At 57.5% G+C, this 15,986-nt stretch carries 15 protein-coding genes; 9 read left to right on the plus strand and 6 right to left on the minus strand.

Annotated elements, in window-relative coordinates:
- Window positions 1–3 precede the first annotated feature (3 nt).
- From purB to HY308_02095, 6 genes are all read left to right on the plus strand, one after another.
- Window positions 4–1,434, plus strand: a complete 1,431-nt coding sequence (purB, locus tag HY308_02070) for an adenylosuccinate lyase (GenBank protein ID MBI3897063.1) — start codon at window positions 4–6, stop codon at window positions 1,432–1,434.
- A gap of 105 nt (window positions 1,435–1,539) precedes the next feature.
- A complete protein-coding gene (locus tag HY308_02075) occupies window positions 1,540–2,046 on the plus strand; it encodes a hypothetical protein (GenBank protein MBI3897064.1) in 507 nt (168 codons plus the stop codon).
- On the plus strand, window positions 2,043–2,516 hold the full coding sequence (locus HY308_02080) for a C40 family peptidase (protein ID MBI3897065.1): 474 nt from the start codon (window positions 2,043–2,045) through the stop codon (window positions 2,514–2,516). The genes HY308_02075 and HY308_02080 overlap by 4 nt, the downstream gene beginning before the upstream one ends.
- A 3-nt stretch (window positions 2,517–2,519) precedes the next feature.
- Window positions 2,520–3,359, plus strand: a complete 840-nt coding sequence (locus tag HY308_02085; GenBank protein ID MBI3897066.1) for a hypothetical protein — start codon at window positions 2,520–2,522, stop codon at window positions 3,357–3,359.
- Between the two features lie 15 nt (window positions 3,360–3,374).
- On the plus strand, window positions 3,375–4,535 hold the full coding sequence (locus tag HY308_02090) for a hypothetical protein (protein ID MBI3897067.1): 1,161 nt from the start codon (window positions 3,375–3,377) through the stop codon (window positions 4,533–4,535).
- Window positions 4,536–4,727: 192 nt separating this feature from the next.
- Window positions 4,728–6,029: a hypothetical protein gene (locus tag HY308_02095; protein MBI3897068.1), complete on the plus strand. Its 1,302-nt coding sequence runs from the start codon at window positions 4,728–4,730 to the stop codon at window positions 6,027–6,029.
- Window positions 6,030–6,084: 55 nt separating this feature from the next.
- Here the strand turns inward: HY308_02095 and htpG are convergent, their stop codons facing one another.
- Window positions 6,085–7,971, minus strand: a complete 1,887-nt coding sequence (htpG, locus tag HY308_02100) for a molecular chaperone HtpG (GenBank protein MBI3897069.1) — start codon at window positions 7,969–7,971, stop codon at window positions 6,085–6,087.
- Window positions 7,972–8,207: 236 nt separating this feature from the next.
- On the opposite strand from htpG, the gene HY308_02105 reads away from it, so the two are divergent.
- Window positions 8,208–8,732 carry a hypothetical protein gene (locus HY308_02105; protein MBI3897070.1) on the plus strand — a complete coding sequence of 175 codons (525 nt, stop codon included), beginning with the start codon at window positions 8,208–8,210 and terminating at the stop codon, window positions 8,730–8,732.
- A 54-nt stretch (window positions 8,733–8,786) separates the two neighbouring features.
- On the opposite strand, the gene HY308_02110 is transcribed toward HY308_02105, so the two are convergent.
- The 3 genes from HY308_02110 to HY308_02120 all read right to left on the minus strand — a co-directional run bounded on the left by HY308_02110 (window position 8,787) and on the right by HY308_02120 (window position 11,377).
- The gene (locus tag HY308_02110; GenBank protein MBI3897071.1) at window positions 8,787–9,107 is read right to left on the minus strand and encodes a DUF4156 domain-containing protein; all 321 of its coding nucleotides are present in this window, start codon (window positions 9,105–9,107) and stop codon (window positions 8,787–8,789) included.
- Window positions 9,108–9,128: 21 nt separating this feature from the next.
- Window positions 9,129–10,469, minus strand: a complete 1,341-nt coding sequence (locus tag HY308_02115) for an FAD-binding oxidoreductase (protein MBI3897072.1) — start codon at window positions 10,467–10,469, stop codon at window positions 9,129–9,131.
- A gap of 65 nt (window positions 10,470–10,534) precedes the next feature.
- Entirely contained in the window at window positions 10,535–11,377 is an 843-nt protein-coding gene (locus tag HY308_02120) for an NYN domain-containing protein (GenBank protein ID MBI3897073.1), read from the minus strand.
- Between the two features lie 85 nt (window positions 11,378–11,462).
- Between HY308_02120 and HY308_02125 the strand changes: the two genes are divergently transcribed.
- Window positions 11,463–11,645: a PLDc N-terminal domain-containing protein gene (locus HY308_02125; protein MBI3897074.1), complete on the plus strand. Its 183-nt coding sequence runs from the start codon at window positions 11,463–11,465 to the stop codon at window positions 11,643–11,645.
- 764 nt (window positions 11,646–12,409) lie between these two features.
- Here the strand turns inward: HY308_02125 and HY308_02130 are convergent.
- Window positions 12,410–14,539 carry a VTT domain-containing protein gene (locus tag HY308_02130; protein ID MBI3897075.1) on the minus strand — a complete coding sequence of 710 codons (2,130 nt, stop codon included), beginning with the start codon at window positions 14,537–14,539 and terminating at the stop codon, window positions 12,410–12,412.
- Window positions 14,536–14,868: a hypothetical protein gene (locus HY308_02135; GenBank protein ID MBI3897076.1), complete on the minus strand. Its 333-nt coding sequence runs from the start codon at window positions 14,866–14,868 to the stop codon at window positions 14,536–14,538. Before HY308_02135 ends, HY308_02130 begins: the two co-directional genes overlap by 4 nt.
- A 574-nt stretch (window positions 14,869–15,442) precedes the next feature.
- Here HY308_02135 and HY308_02140 point away from each other — a divergent pair.
- Complete coding sequence (locus HY308_02140; protein ID MBI3897077.1) at window positions 15,443–15,976, plus strand: DUF4142 domain-containing protein; 534 nt, start codon at window positions 15,443–15,445, stop codon at window positions 15,974–15,976.
- The last annotated feature ends 10 nt before the right edge of the window (window positions 15,977–15,986 follow it).

Genomic DNA, 15,986 nt, shown 5'->3' on the forward strand with positions numbered 1-15,986 from the left:
CTCATGAGCATACATCCGACCCCTACCGCACCGCGTACCACCGCCGACGTCGCCGATCACACGCTGACCGCCCTGTCACCCCTCGATGGTCGTTACGAAGCGAAAGTCGCGCCGCTGCGTTCGCTCTTCAGCGAATACGGCTTGATACGGCTGCGCGTGCAGGTAGAGATCGACTGGTTGCTGGCGCTCAGCGCCAATCCACAAATCCCGGAAGTGCCGGCGTTCTCGCCGCCGACGCTCGATTTGTTGCAAGCGATCTACAGCGACTTTTCTTTGGCCGATGCCGAGCGCATCAAACAGATCGAAGGCACGACCAATCACGACGTCAAAGCCGTTGAATATTTTCTGAAGGAACGTACACGCGACATTAAAGAAATCGCCAAGTGCGCCGAGTTCTTCCACTTCGCTTGCACCTCCGAAGACATCAATAATCTGGCCTACGCGCTTATGCTGCGCGAAGGCCGCGAGCACATTTTGCTGCCGCGCATGGACCGGCTGATCGCCGCCGTCGAAGCGCTCGCCAGTCGCTATGCCGACCAACCGATGTTGGCGCGCACGCACGGCCAACCGGCATCGCCGACCACGCTCGGCAAAGAAATGGCGAACTTCACCTACCGGCTGCGGCGGGCACGCGATCGCTTCGCCGCCGTGCCGATCTTCGGCAAGATCAACGGCGCCGTCGGCAACTACAACGCGCATTTAATCGCCTATCCGGAAATCAACTGGACTTCGGTCGCCAAAGGCTTAGTCGAAAACTTGGGCCTGACGTGGAATCCGTATACCACCCAGATCGAACCGCACGACTACATCGCCGAGCTATGCGACGCGCTCGCGCGCTTCAACACCATCCTGATCGACTTCGATCGCGACATGTGGGCTTACATTTCGCTTGGCTACTTCAAGCAAAAGGTCGTCGGCAGCGAGGTCGGCTCGTCGACCATGCCGCACAAGGTCAACCCGATCGATTTCGAAAATTCGGAAGGCAACTTGGGCCTGGCGAACGCGATGCTGCAACACTTGGCAGCCAAGCTGCCGATCAGCCGCTGGCAGCGTGACCTCACCGATTCGACGGTGTTGCGCAACATGGGCGTGGCCCTGGGCTACGCCCTGCTTGCCTTCGAGGCATGTCAGAAAGGCATCAGCCGGCTGGAAGTCGATGCCGAGCGGCTCAATCGCGACCTCGATGACAATTGGGAAGTATTGGCCGAGGCGGTACAAACGGTGATGCGCCGTTACGCCGTCGCCGACGCCTACGAGAAACTCAAAGAATTGACCCGCGGCAAGAACGGCCTCAACCGTACGACGTTGCATAGCTTCATCCGCGGCCTGGCGATTCCGGACGACGCGAAGCAACGGCTGATAGCGCTGACACCCGCCGGCTACACCGGCAATGCCGCCGCCCAGGCGGCGGCCATCGCCAAAGACCGCAACTAGCCTTAGCAATCATCTTTCCCACCCCACTTCCCCGACACCGGGGAAGCTTGGGGTACGGCTCTATACTTTGTAGAATCCAGCGACATTAAGCCGATTGAACGAAAGATGGCGGCCGATACCCCCCCACCGACCACGCCGTTAAGCGAAGGCCCGCTTCGCGGCCGCGAAGCGCTGTCAGCGGCGCTGGCGGCGTTGATCCAGCAAACGCAACGCGAGCTGCGTTTATACGCACCGCGACTCGATCGGACGGTGTTCAATGTGAGCATCGTCAGTAGCGCCCTCACCGCCTTTGCCACTCACCACCCACGCAATCGCGTCTGCCTACTGGTCGACAATGCGGCTGACACCCTGCGCGATAACGACCGGCTGAGTGCCGCCATCCAGCGGTTAGCCGGCAACATCGACGTGCGTGAGTTCGACGAGAACGATCGCGGCGCCGGTGATCTCTTTCTCGTCAGCGATCGCGCCGGCCACATACTGCAAGACGACATAACGCGCACCGAAGCCATCGTCGTGCTGAATACTCCGCGCGAAACAGTAGCGCTCATCGAGCGCTTCAACAACCAATGGGAACGCGGAGTACGCGTTGCCCTGCGCCCGCTCGGCCTATGACACGGCATTGGCAACAACTGGCATTCAGTACGATCGGTCTGATGCTGTTGGCCTTTAGCGGCTGCTCGACCGTTCCGCAACGAACCGATGCCGGCGCTGGCGCGCGTGCCGTCGAATATGCGCTAAAACTGCAGGGCACACCGTATCGCTACGGCGGCAACAGCCCGCGCCGCGGTTTCGATTGCAGCGGCCTGGTGCAATACAGCTATAGCCGCGTCGGCCTGCATCTGCCGCGAAGCACGGACGAACAATGGGCGCATTCCCGCCCAGTCGACGACGACGATCTGCGTCCGGGAGATTTGCTGTTCTTCGATCAAGACGGCAAAACCAACTCCCACGTCGGCATGTATATCGGCGACGATCGCTTTGTGCATGCGCCATCGCGCGGCAAGCGCGTTTCCGTCGGCAACGTTGACGACCCCTATTGGCGCGAACATTATGCCGGGGCGCGACGGCCGCTGGTTGAATAGGTCGTGCGCCTCCGTCACCTTTGCGCGATCTTCCTGTTGTACTTCAGCAGCACGGCGCTTGCCGCCGAAACGCTGCAAATTTTCCAACTACGGAATCGACCGGCCGAAGAATTGGCGCCACTGATTCAACCGTTGTTGCAGCCGAATGAAGGCATGAGCGGCAGCGGCTATCAACTATTTATCCGCGCTGACGAATCGCGCCGCAGCGAGATCCAACGACTCATCAATGCACTCGACGTCGCCCGTCGGCAATTACGCATCACCGTGCGCCAAACCGTCGCGCGCGATACCGATACGACCGACCTCGGTGTTTCCGGCGATGCCGGTAACGACCGTGCGCGCGTGCACATACCGCGCACAACTCCCGAGCGCAACGGCGTCATCATCAAACGTAACGGTGTGCGCATCGACAGCGGCACGACGCAAACGACCCAGCGTGACGATGTCACGCAATTCGTCACTACCCTCGACGGCGCCCATGCATTCGTCCGCGTCGGCCAATCGGTGCCGCACGTGAGCCGCATCTTAACGCTCACCGGCCACCAAACCGTGCTCCAGCAAGGCGTGGTGTTGCAGGATGTCATCACCGGTTTCGACGTCGTGCCGCGCGTTCAAGGCGAACGCATTCAACTCGAGATTACGCCGCGCTTGGCGCGGCTAGCCAATCCGTCGACTGGTCTAGTCGATTTTCAAGAGTACGCAACGACCGTGCTGGTGAAGCCCGGCGAATGGATCGATATCGGCGGTCTCAGCGGTAACGGCGCCGACGTACGCCGCGCCATTTTGGAAAGTGCGACTACGCAAACGAGCGAACGCCGGACGATTCTCCTCAAAGCGGAATGACGTATACTCGCGCGCATGAATAAGCGCGAGCTTTCGTTGCTCCTCGATCTTCTCCGCCAACCGACCGCACCATTCCGCGAACAACGCGTCATCGACTTCGTCAGCGCTGCGCTGCGCGCCGGTAGCGTACCGTTCTTCATCGATCCGATCGGCAACATCGTCGTCGGTTGCAGCTCGCGCAAGGAATACGCGCAGCGGGTGCGCATGCACACCCGCGAACCGCTGCGGTTGTACGTGGCGCATATGGACCATCCGGGATTTCATGGGGTGCGCTGGCGCGGACCCGATCGATTGCACGTCGACTGGCACGGTGGTGCACCACTGCGACATCTGGCCGGAGCGCCGGTGTGGGTTGCCGACAACGGTGGCGGCGTACATTCCGGAAAGATGCAATCGGCACGGCTGACGGCCAGCGGTCGTACAATTCAAACGGCGGAAATAAAACTCACGCTCGCCAAACCGCGAGCGCGCGCCGAAACGCTTTACGGTGGTTTCGGTTTTCGCGCGCCGGTATGGCAACGCGGTCGCACGCTATATACCAAAGCGGCCGACGACCTAGTCGGCGTATACGCCATCGTTGCGACCGCGCTCGACCTCTATCGCAAACGCAAACGCGCGCCTTTTATCGGACTGCTCACGCGCGCCGAGGAAGTCGGCTTCATCGGTGCTATCGGTCACTTCGAGCTCGGCTGGTTGCGGCCGGCGAAACGTCCGGTAATCTGCATCAGTCTTGAAACATCGCGCACGCTGCCGGGCGCAGTAATCGGCAAAGGACCGGTCGTACGCTTAGGCGATCGACGCACGGTGTTCGAACCGAACGCGCTTAACGTGCTAACGCAACTCGCGCAACGGCTGCTGCCGGGGCGCCACCAACGCCGCATTATGGATGGCGGCACTTGCGAAGCGACCGCCGCCACCGTGTACGGCTTAACCGCGATTGGTTTGTCCGTGCCGCTTGGCAATTATCACAATCAAAGTTTTCAGGGCGGCCCGGATTCGCGCGGAGCGGACGGCCCGGCGCCGGAATTCGTCAACCTGGATGATGTTGAGGGTATGTTGACGCTGTGCCGCGGTTTATTACGTCCAGGCCTGGGCTGGAACGCGGCCTGGAAAGTCGAGCAACGCGCCTATCAGCGCCGTTTAAGGGATTCTCAGCGTCTGCTGAAGTCGTCCTAAACACCGCGTCGGGATTCCGACGCGGCCCTGCCATTTATCCGTTCGTCCAGGCGGTTTGTCTGCCTTGGTCGTTCCGGCCGCAGTGCTGTGCCATATTTTTTTGAGAACCCCAATCGGTTTATTACCCGCGTGCCAAGCATTTTTCAGAAGCACTGTCCGGAATGTTCTGCCACGAACGACTCTCAGTCGGTCATGTGCGAGTGCGGTTATTGTTTCGATCCCGACGCCCTGCAAGGCGATGCCGCCGTCGAATATGAATTGCAACAATTGCGACTGCTGCGCGATTACCTCGCCGCCCGCGTCGTTCAGGCCGAAGCGACGATGCTCGTCGCCCGCCAGGATGCCGTGTTCGATCGCGCGAACACTTACAAAGCCGCGCAAGCATTAGCCGCCGAACAGGCGCTGCATACGGCGCGGGCCCAGCTCGATGCGCACTTAGTACGTGAAGCGCAATTGCAACCTAAAGTCGGCGCGACGCCGGCGCAACCGGTGGTCGAAACCGTCGTCATCGAGGCGCCGGTCGAGACAGTAGTCGAAACAATAATGGTTGAAGCGCTAACCCTCGAAGCCGCGCCGATTGCACCATCACCGATCAAAAAAGCAGAATTCGTCGAGACAGCGAAATTGATCGCGGCACCCGAATTTGAAACGACCTCGACACTATCACCGCCACCAACGATTGTCGAAATCGCCATCATCGACGCCGCGCCCGTTGTGCCGGTCGAAAAACCAAAACCGATCGAGCCGCCGACAGCCCGCGCGACACCCCTGCCCATAGTTGTGCACACGTCTAAAGGAGCCACTACCGCGCCGGCTGAACGCTCGAGCAAACATACCTTGGCGGAAGCACAAAAAACGTTGAAGGCGGTTCAAGCCAAACGCGCCAAACAAGTCGCGAAAGTCATACCGCCGGCACCGCTACCGAAGTCCATCCCGACACCACCGACTATCGCCTCGCCGAAACCGGACGCCAGCTTTAACCGTGCCCAGGCAGCGAAAGCGGAAGCCGTCGTGCGCAACAAAGCCGCACCCTCGCCCGCTACGAAACCCGCGAAGTCAACGGCGAAGCCAGTCACCACGCCCAAGCTGCCAACGGTCGCTCTGGCCAAACCAACAACGTCTGAAGTCAAAGTAGCTGCGCCGCCTGAATCAAAACCGGCGGCGGTGGCAAGGCAGGAATGTCCAAACTGCACGGCGATGCTGCCAATCGACACCAAGCGTTGTACCTGTGGTTACACCGCACCGAGTGAAACCTCGGAAATGCCGTCGGTCTCGCTCGACCTTGCCGCCAAAACGCCGGCGATAGAAACGGCGCCACAAGCCAAGCAAGAGTGTCCCAACTGCACGGCAACCGTGCCGATCGGCGCGAACCACTGCCGTTGCGGCTACGCGTTCGCGACCAGTTCCGAAGAAGTCCCGGCAATTACACTCGACGCGACGGCGCTCGCTATTCTCGCTCTCGACAACAGCGGCCAGATTACACGCCGGCGTTAAAACAGTTTTCACCGAGCCCTCTCTCCTTATGGGAGAGAGGGCTTATTTTTAATTTCTATTTAGACGGCGCCGCTGCCAACAACAGTTCGTTCAATCGCCGCACGAATGTCGCCGGATCATCGAGCTGACCGCCTTCGCTTAACAACGATTGCTCAAACAACAGGTGACTCCAATCGCCAAAACGCTTCTCGTCTTTCTCATCGCTGAGACGCTGCACCAGCGCATGCGTCGGATTAATCTCCAACACCGGCTTACCTGCCGGTACCGATTGCCCAGCCGCCTTCAATATCCGCCCCAAATGACTACTGATGTCGTGCTCACCGGCAACCAGACACGCCGGTGAACCGGTTAGGCGATGCGTGACCCGTACGGCCTGCACGCGCTCCGCCAATACCTGCTGGATACGAGCTACTAAGTCTTTGTGCTTGCTTTCGACTTGCTCGTGTTGCTTGCGTTCCTCTTGATCCTCGAGCTTGCCCAGGTCGAGATCGCCCTTGGCGACCGATACTAATGACTTGCCGTCGAACTCTGTCAGATGTGTCACCAGCCATTCATCGATGCGGTCGTACATCAACAACACTTCGATCCCTTTCGCGCGGAAAATTTCCAAATGCGGGCTGCTCTTGGCGGCCGCGAAAGTATCGGCGGTGATGTAATAAATCTTCTCTTGGCCGGGCTGCATGCGCGCGACATAGTCGGCGAGCGTTACTTCCTGCGCGTCGGTATCGGCCTTGGTGGAGGCGAAGCGCAATAGGCGCGCGATCGCTTGGCGATTGCCGTTATCCTCGACCACACCTTCCTTGAGTACGCGCCCAAATTCACGCCAGAAGGTTGCGTATTTTTCCGCGTCCTTCTCGACCAAGTCGCCCAATAAGTCCAGCACCTTCTTGATCGAGCCAGCGCGAATGGCGTCGATATCTTTGTTGTGCTGCAGAATCTCGCGCGAAATATTGAGTGGCAGATCATTAGAATCGATGATACCGCGCACGAACCGCAGATAGTTCGGCAATAACCGCTCGGCGTCGTCCATGATGAAAACACGACGCACGTACAACTTGATGCCATGCCGGCGATCACGGTCCCACAAATCGAACGGCGCGCGCTTTGGCACGTACAGCAACGAAATGTATTCCTGCTTGCCTTCGACACGCGAATGCACATGCGCCAACGGCGGCTCGAAATCGTGGCCGACGTGTTTGTAGAATTCTTCGTACTCTTCCGGCTTGATCTCGTTCTTCGGTCGCGCCCATAGCGCCGACGCCCGATTGACGATCTCGTCCTCGCCCTTCTGGTCTTCCGATTTCATCGCAATCGGAATCGGAATGTGATCGGAATACTTGTGGATGATCGATCGCAGGCGATGGCCGTCGACGAACTCGTCTTCTCCCTCTTTCAAGTGCAGCACGATTTCGGTGCCGCGCTGGGCGCGCTCGACCGTTTCGATGGTGTAGTCACCTTCGCCGGCCGACTCCCAACGCACGCCATGTTCAGACGCCAGGCCGGCGCGGCGCGTGGTCAACGTTACCCGGTCGGCAATAATAAACGCCGAGTAGAAACCGACGCCGAATTGGCCGATCAGACGCGCATCCTTGGCTTTATCACCCGACAGTGCGGCCAGAAATTCACGGGTACCGGACTTGGCGATTGTGCCGATATTGTCGATGACTTCGGCACGGCTCATACCGATGCCGTTGTCGCTGATCGTCACCGTGCGTGTGCTTTTGTCATAAGCGACCCGAATCTTGAGATCGCCTTCGCCCTCGAACAACGCATCGTCGGTCAACGCTTCAAACCGCAGTTTGTCAGCGGCATCCGAGGCATTGGATACGAGCTCGCGCAGAAAAATCTCTTTATTGCTGTAAAGCGAATGGATCATCAGATCCAGCAATTGCCGGACCTCCGTTTGGAAGCCGAGGGTTTCCCGGTGGGTTTCTACTGTCATAGTTCCTCGCTGAATCGTGCTGTGGGAAAGCGCCGAAAAAGATGGGGCCGAGTGGGCAAGGATTCAAGGGCTGGCTTTAAAATCCGCCTGTCGGGCCGGGCGCCCCAACCATCGTACTAACCGCTGACTTTAGGGGCTAAGCGATGCGGCGCTCCTATACTTAACGAAACGCCCTTATAAAAAGTAGCGTCCCCATGATCGATAACAAAACTAAAGGGACCGGAGCCGAGCCACCAATGGTCCCTTCCTCCTCCTCACCAACGCTGATCGCCCAGGCGGAATCCGTGTTTGAATCGTATCTCGCGGCACGCTTGGTCCGCGCCCGTCGTGAGCTGACCAGCGCTAAGGTAGCGTTGTTACGGGATTCACATGATCGCGGTAAACGTGAAGCACTGCGGCGCGCCGAGATGGAAGTTGAGCAGTTGCAATCGCAACTGGTCGCCCAGAGCCGCAAGACCGCACAAGCGCGCGCCCGAGTCGCTCCACCCGCGCTGCCGCCCATCGAAACGAGCTCACCATCAGTGACGCCGGCTGTAGTACCCGTACTGGTAACCGTTATGCCACTGCCGATTTCCCCAACCGTCGCATCGACACGCGGCACACAGCCGGACGACCGCCAATGCCCACGCTGTAACCGCCGCGTCCGCGGCAGTACCAGCTGTTCCTGTGGCTACGAGTTCCAACGCGATGCGACACATTTGCCGGCACAGTTTCTCAGCGAAGAAGAACTACTGGCGCTACGCGGTAAATCGAGAAAGTAAAAATCCGCAAGGAAATACCATTCCCCCTCTCGGGTGAGAGGGGGAATGCAATGCCTACGACAAACAGCGATACACGCCGAACGTTTGCCGACCGCCTTCTATCTTCGACAACGGCACAATCGTGTCGCCGCCCATGTCGGCCGCCGAGTTCTTGGCATTGATCTCGACATCGTCGGCTATCGCTTCCTTACTGCGCGGAATCGCGCCGACCCGGTCGGCGACACGCGATACGAGATTGCCGAGCGACTGACAACGGTCGACCTCGGCAGCCGTCAGCACACGAATCTTTTTACTAGACGCCGTCGGCTGCACGAATACGCAGCCAACGAGCAACGCGGTTACCAGCAAGACACTACTTGTACGTCGATTCAACATTACTACTTTCTCCTTTGCTATTTATTCTTTGAGCACGCACTTTTCGTAGAGATCCGGCAAACGTCCAGCGGGGTCGTACTTATGCTTTAGCCGCTCATACGCTGCCCTATTGTAAACCTGCCAAAACTCATCGACAGTGCAGTACGAATCCGAATAAAGCGACTTCATACCGCCGAGCTCACGTACCTTGCACTCGATTTGGCGATTGTGGAAACCAGCGGGTGCAGGCTGACGCGAACTTATAACATCCCAGAAACCGAAATTCACATACAGCTTTTGCGGATCGAGCCGATATAAATCGAACTGCACGTCCGGGCGGTACGCCCGCGTCGGACAGACCCATACCGGCAAGAAGCGGATGGTGTCGTGATAAAAATTGAAGAAATCGACGCAATGCTCGACCGGCAACTCGACATCTTGAATAACCGACTCACTATGAACGCCACGCACTCGGTTGATGGCAGCCGTTAATTTCCAGCGGCTGTTCCAACGCATGATCTTGGTATAGGTGATCGAGTTCAGACGATCGCGACCGTACAGCCGGCGAATCAATGGATGCTGCGCATACACGTTCTTAGAACACCAAAACCAGTCGGTATCCCAACGCCAGATATAGTCCGACACCGTCAAATAATCGGTTTGGCGCTGACGGATCGATTGATAGTAGATGTGTCGATAAGTGTAATCGCTGGTATAAGGCGCGGTATCGGTAAAGCGACCGAGCGTCAGATACATCTCGTCACGACTGAAGATGACACCATCGACGAAATCGACATCACTCCGGCACCAACGCTGTAGGTCTTCGAAATACAGCTCCGCGTCGGTATGACGAATATGCGTTAGCTCGACGAATGCCTTGACCGGTATGGCTTTCACCTTGACCCGCAAGGCGTAACCGAGCGTACCGTAGGAATTGGGGAAGCCGTAAAAAAGGTCGCACTGCTCGTTGGTCGGCGTGCCGATGACCGTGCGACCATCGGGTAACAACACCTCGATCTCGTCGATCGTTTCGTGCACCAATCCGTAACGAAACGACAACGATTCAATACCGCTACCCGTCACGGCGCCACCGATCGTGATGGATTTGAGCTGCGGCACGACGCACGGCATCAACCCGTGCTTCAACGACTCCGCCGTCAATGCGGCATACGGCGTCATACCCTCGACATCGATCAAGCCGGCAACACGATCGACCTTCAGCACGCTCTTGAAATCGCCGACGTCGAGTTGTTGCGACGAAACATTTTTTCGGTCGCGAAACAAATTCGAAGTGGCTTTCTTCAGCCGTACACGACCGTCGCGATTTTGCTGAAGAAACTCGCTCAACCGCTGCTTACGTTCTTCATACGCCGGTGTCGTCATGAGAGACCGCTTTCGTTTTTCGCAGTTTAGCGGAGATCCGCGCACCGCTTAAAGACAACGCCACCCTACTCCTCGTGCGCGAAGCCCTTAACGATATAGCCCCCGGATTTCTCGTCCAGCTCCAGCTGCAGTAGCTTGCGCGTTTGCGCCTCTTCCAGCAATTTGCCGAAGGTACGAAATCCGTGATACGTCTCATCGAACCCGGGATTACGGCGCTTCAACGCCTGCTTAACCATCGAGCCCCAAACCTTGTCTTCCTCGCCGCGTTCTTTGAACAGCGCTTCGACGGTTTCCATGATCAAATCGAGCGCCTCCTGCTTTTTCTCGTCATCGTTGCGGCTATCCACGGGCGTCGGCATCTTCTTGCCTTCGATCGTTTTGCCTTCGGTCGTTTTGTTATTTTCGGTTTTACGCGGCCGCCGTTTTTTCTTGGCCTCGCGCACTAAGTCGTCGTAGAAAATAAATTCATCGCAGTTGGCGATGAGCAAATCCGAGGTCGAGTTCTTCACGCCGACGCCGATCACGAGCTTATTATTCTCGCGCAGTTTCGATACCAACGGCGAAAAATCGGAGTCGCCGCTGATGATAACGAAAGCATCGACATGCGCCTTGGTGTAACAAAGATCGAGCGCGTCAACGACCATACGAATGTCGGCCGAGTTCTTACCCGATTGCCGCACGTGCGGAATATCGATCAGCTCGAACGCCGCTTCGTGCATCGGTACTTTGAAGTCTTTGTACCGTCCCCAATCGCAGTAAGCCTTCTTAACGACGATGGCACCTTTTAACAGCAGGCGTTCCAACACGCGACGAATATCGAAATCGGCGTAGTTGGATTCGCGTACACCTAAAGCGACGTTTTCAAAATCACAGAACAACGCCATGTTCTGCGTATTAGGCTTACTCATGTAATCCCTCGTTGAATGAACGGTCCATTGTCGCACATGATCGCAATCGGACGCGACGCGCATCGATAGCTCAGAGGCGGATATGCTGGATATTGAAGTTCGTGGATTTTTCGGCCTGCTCGTCTTAATCGCCGACATCTGGGCCATCGTTAAGATCGTTCAGTCACGTGCGTCTACGGGTAAGAAGGTGCTGTGGATCGTTCTGATTATCTTGTTGCCGATATTGGGGCTGTTGCTTTGGTGGTTGTTTGGGCCTTCGGATAAGTAAGTAGGAATCGCCCTCTTACGAGGGCGATGACGGTCGAGATAATAAATTGTAATCAGCGGATGCTCCGCCCCGCAGCCCAGGGATACTTTCTCTTGCTGATGCAAGAGAAAGTATCCAAAGAGAAGCACCCCCCGGTGGCGCCAACATGCCACTGCGCTTCTTGGGTTTAGGCCGGTTCCCCCTCGGGCTTATGCCAAAACCCTGCGAGGTTCGGGCATGCGCCACAGCGGGAATAACGACAACCACAACCGCCCCCACCCTAACCATTCCCGCCCAGTGCGCGCGCCCGTTCGGCGGCGTGAGTGTCCACGGGACACTCACGAAAACCCCGCCTCACCCCCCGCTGCGCTGGGGAGGGGATGAAAAGCAAAAGCGCCTAGACAGTCAGTTGCACAACACCCACCGCCACCAATCCATTCCCTCCCCCGCCACAGCGGGGGAGGGCTAGGGTGGGGGGTGAGTTGAATGGGTTTTTGCGGTTGTCGTTGCTGTTAATCCCCGTGTGGCGCTTTCCGAGCATCGGAGCTTTTGGCCTCGAGCGCGCAGGAGGCGCGCGTCTGGCTCAGTACAGGGATGTACTGTGCCAGACATAGTTAATAGCCAAAAGTGAGAAGCGGAGGATGCTTTGCGCCACCCCGGGGGGTGCTTTCTTTTGGTTCCTTTTCTTTGCACAAGCAAAGAAAAGGAACCCTGGGTTGCGGGGCGGAGCATCCCGCTGATTATATTTATTACACTCGACCATCATCGCCTCCGCAGGAGGCGATTCAACTACTCGACCCCACCGACTGCCGCCGTAACAACCACCGCCGCAACCCATAAATCATTCCAAACAACAACACGATAATCACTCCCAACCCCAGCCCAGTACCCACACCAGGCTGTTGCAACGTCGCATCAACCCGATCGATGAACAACACAATCGCAAGAATGCCCGGAATCATCCCAAGAACCGTGCCCAACAGAAAGTCGCGCAAACCAATGTGCGATGCGCCGGCGACAAGATTCACGACGGTAAATGGCGCTACCGGTAGCAATCGCACCAACGTCACAGCGAGCACACCACGTTCAGCTAGGCGGCAACTCAAACGGTTAAGACGCGAACCGGCGAAGCGACGAATCGTATGCCGGCCAAGCATGTGACCGATGCCATAGACCACCCAAGCACTGAGTAGCGAACCGATGAAGGAATAGACGATGCCTTGCACCGGCCCAAAGGCCAGCACCGTAACGACAACCAACAGAGTCACTGGAAACGCCAACAACCCGCCCAAGATAAATGCACCGATGCCAACGAATGGCGCGCTCGGCGAATGTCGGAAACCGACGATATAACTACTCAGCGTTTGCGCGTCGAGCCAATGCGATAGCGGCGTCCAGTGCCAAGCAGCGGCGAACGCTACCACCAGCATCAGCATAGTGACGGAAATAATGAGGCGCCGGTGCGCCGGTGCTCGCTCTTCCATGGGAATGAATTGAGCGGCGATTTTATCGGGATCGATCGGACGTTCGGGATCGAGCAACTCGGGCTTGGGAAGCCAGGAGACGATTTGATCCGGCGCCGGCACCGGGATTTCCTTCAACGTATGGCGGTTAGTGCCCCGCAAGCTCTCGATCGCGGCAATCAGCGAGCCACGACGAGTTAGCGCCTGCGCCACCCGTTCGGTGGAAGTACCCAGATGTTCGGCCAACAAACGTTCGCGTAAACGGGCGATACCGCGGCGCACGCGCCGCTCGCCGCCGCTCTCGAACGCGAGATCACATTCGGTGTCGATACCCATGGAGCGATTATTCAAGTTCGCCGAGCCGATCCGTGCGAATTCGTCGTCAACCACCATCACTTTGCTATGCACGTTAATGCACTGTTGGCCGAGCCCGTCGACATCGGGGTAATACGCACGCAAGCGCCCGTAGCGATCGGCCGCACGCAGCCGATTCAGCAGGCGATCGCGTAATACATCCATCGTCTGCTGCGACAACCAACCGTCGGTGCACAACGCCAACACCATCACGATCTCGGGGCCGTCCGGCTCCTGCAAGCGTTCGATGAATGCATCGGCAATGCTATTGGCGGTGAAGAATTGATTCTCGATATAGATGTGACGCTGCGCGGCGCGGATCGCATCGCCGTACAACAGCTCGACCTCACGCACCTCGGCACGGCTGTTGTGTGCTGGGTCGGTACGGGCAATGGCGATTTGCACGTTCTCGACGTCGACCGGCACTTGCGCCGGCCAAAGATCGTGCGCCATCGACGATAGCGCCGGCAATCGCCGGCCGGTTGTACGTTGCCAGCGCTCGCGCGCCAAATCACCGAGCGCGCCGGCGACGACGCCATCGACCATCACCTGCATGTCATGAAACGGTCGATACGACACGCCGTTGTCGACGCGACGCGGATCGTCCGGCCGATGCTCGATCGTGTCCCAACGCGCATGCGTAAGATCGAGCCCGCCAACGAACGCGAGCGTGTCGTCGAGCACGACGACTTTTTGGTGATGACATCCGCCCGGCGGATGATTGCCGTCCATTCGGAAATGCAGCCGCCGGTGTGTGCGCCAGTCGAGTTTGTAAATCGGCAACCATTCACGATCGAGCGCGTACAACATGGCGAAATCCCACGTCAGCACGTAAGCCTGCGGACCGTTCGGGCGCGACACCAGCGCATTGAGATATTCGCCTAACGCGATCGGCAACGGTCCCGTTTCACCGTCGCGCAGCAGCGGTACACGACTATCGATATCCCAACCGAGCATTAATAGCGAACGCGTCGTCCGCGCGGCGGCAAAATAAAACGCACGGAAGTAATCAGCAGCGTCGATGAGATAAGCGACGCGGCGCGCCGACGCGACGCGCCAGCAGTTATAGCCCGGCTTTAAAATGCTGTAACGCGTCACGTTCGCTCCTTAGGCTTGAACGTGATGGCGACTGTTGGACTTGGACTCATCACCTGCACGACTGCCGACGATGCAGCGATTGAAGATTCGAGTTGCGCCAGCGTATCGAGCCCGTGTATGCGCGCGAGTTCGCGCAACAATTCAGCGCCACCGCTCACGTTGACACATTCCGGCCCGAGGTCGGAACCGAAATGCATGAATACTGCGTTGTGATAGTCGGCGGGCAACTGCAGTTGGACATCGTCATGACGCGCCAGCGCGTCACGTAACAGCGCGATGGTCTCCGCACCGCGCCAGGGGAATTGATGATGGCTTGCCGTCATTGGCATTGTGACTCCCTTGCCCTCGCCGCAAACAGACTATCACACGCAATTTTAAGTTTGATAGCATCCCATAAAACGACAGCTTCATAAGGATGTGAGCATATGACTATTAAAACTAGCGAAGATCCCTCAGCGCCGCTCACGACCGCACCCCGCCGATTGCCGATGTTCGTTGGCAACGAAGGCCACATACGCGGTGGGATTATCACCGCGCTGTTCGTGCTCGCGATTTTTTAACCCTTGGTATTATTTTCTGGGGATGGTGATGGTTGTGGGGGCCCGCAGGAGCGCCGCTCGCGGTACCGATCCTGATGACATTCAAAATTATCTGCGATCACATACAACCACTAACGCCGTTGGCCACTATATTGGACCGCTAAGCAAAGTTGTCGTCAGTCGGCGACAATGCAAATCGTGTTTATTCAGTAAGCTACGCACTACTCCACGTTTAGCCGTCGGCAACTACCGACAATGCGCTACTGCTTCGCATCGTTAAGCCCAGGTATCTCCCGGATTCCGTGCATTTCCACACGTGGTATATCAATTGCATGAAGGCAGCATCACTCACGGAACGTAGTTCATGCATGGAGCCGTAACGATGAAAACCTCTCATCTTTGTATACGTTTTGCCGCACTCGCTATCGTCGTCTCGCCGCTGGCGATGGCACTCGAATCGGTAGATACCAAGTTTATCGACCAGGCCGCATCGGCCGGCAAAGCAGAAGTGGAACTCGCCGATCTTGCCGAGCAAAAAGCCACGACCGACGCGGTGCGTAAATTCGCTCAATCGGTGAAGAAAGACCACGAACAGGCCAACGAAAAACTGCATACCATCGTTTCGCAAAAAGGCGTGGAACTCCCGGCACAGCCAGCGTCCAAACAACAACGCGAGAAGGATCGCTTGGCAAAGCTGGAAGGCAACAAATTCGATCGCGAATATGCCGAGGCCATGGTCAAGGACCATAAAAAGGTCATCGACAACTTCGAAAAAGAAGCGAAGGATGGAAAGGATGCGGACCTAAAAACATTCGCGGCGCAAAGTCTACCCAAATTACGGGAACATCTGGAGCACGCCAAACAGCTAGAAAAAGATGCAAAGAAATCGAGCAGCTAACTCTCGCGCT

It is taken from the genome of Gammaproteobacteria bacterium, assembly GCA_016199745.1.
Classification (GTDB): Bacteria; Pseudomonadota; Gammaproteobacteria; order Acidiferrobacterales; family Sulfurifustaceae; genus JACQFZ01.

Excerpts from the sequence above, each read along its gene's own strand:
- purB (MBI3897063.1), top strand. The coding sequence starts at position 4 with ATGAGCATACATCCGACCCCTACCGCACCGCGTACCACCGCCGACGTC.
- HY308_02075 (MBI3897064.1), top strand. The coding sequence starts at position 1,540 with ATGGCGGCCGATACCCCCCCACCGACCACGCCGTTAAGCGAAGGCCCG.
- HY308_02080 (MBI3897065.1), top strand. The coding sequence starts at position 2,043 with ATGACACGGCATTGGCAACAACTGGCATTCAGTACGATCGGTCTGATG.
- HY308_02090 (MBI3897067.1), top strand. The coding sequence starts at position 3,375 with ATGAATAAGCGCGAGCTTTCGTTGCTCCTCGATCTTCTCCGCCAACCG.
- HY308_02095 (MBI3897068.1), top strand. The coding sequence starts at position 4,728 with ATGTGCGAGTGCGGTTATTGTTTCGATCCCGACGCCCTGCAAGGCGAT.
- htpG (MBI3897069.1), bottom strand. The coding sequence starts at position 7,971 with ATGACAGTAGAAACCCACCGGGAAACCCTCGGCTTCCAAACGGAGGTC.
- HY308_02105 (MBI3897070.1), top strand. The coding sequence starts at position 8,208 with ATGGTCCCTTCCTCCTCCTCACCAACGCTGATCGCCCAGGCGGAATCC.
- HY308_02110 (MBI3897071.1), bottom strand. The coding sequence starts at position 9,107 with ATGTTGAATCGACGTACAAGTAGTGTCTTGCTGGTAACCGCGTTGCTC.
- HY308_02115 (MBI3897072.1), bottom strand. The coding sequence starts at position 10,469 with ATGACGACACCGGCGTATGAAGAACGTAAGCAGCGGTTGAGCGAGTTT.
- HY308_02120 (MBI3897073.1), bottom strand. The coding sequence starts at position 11,377 with ATGAGTAAGCCTAATACGCAGAACATGGCGTTGTTCTGTGATTTTGAA.
- HY308_02135 (MBI3897076.1), bottom strand. The coding sequence starts at position 14,868 with ATGCCAATGACGGCAAGCCATCATCAATTCCCCTGGCGCGGTGCGGAG.
- HY308_02140 (MBI3897077.1), top strand. The coding sequence starts at position 15,443 with ATGCATGGAGCCGTAACGATGAAAACCTCTCATCTTTGTATACGTTTT.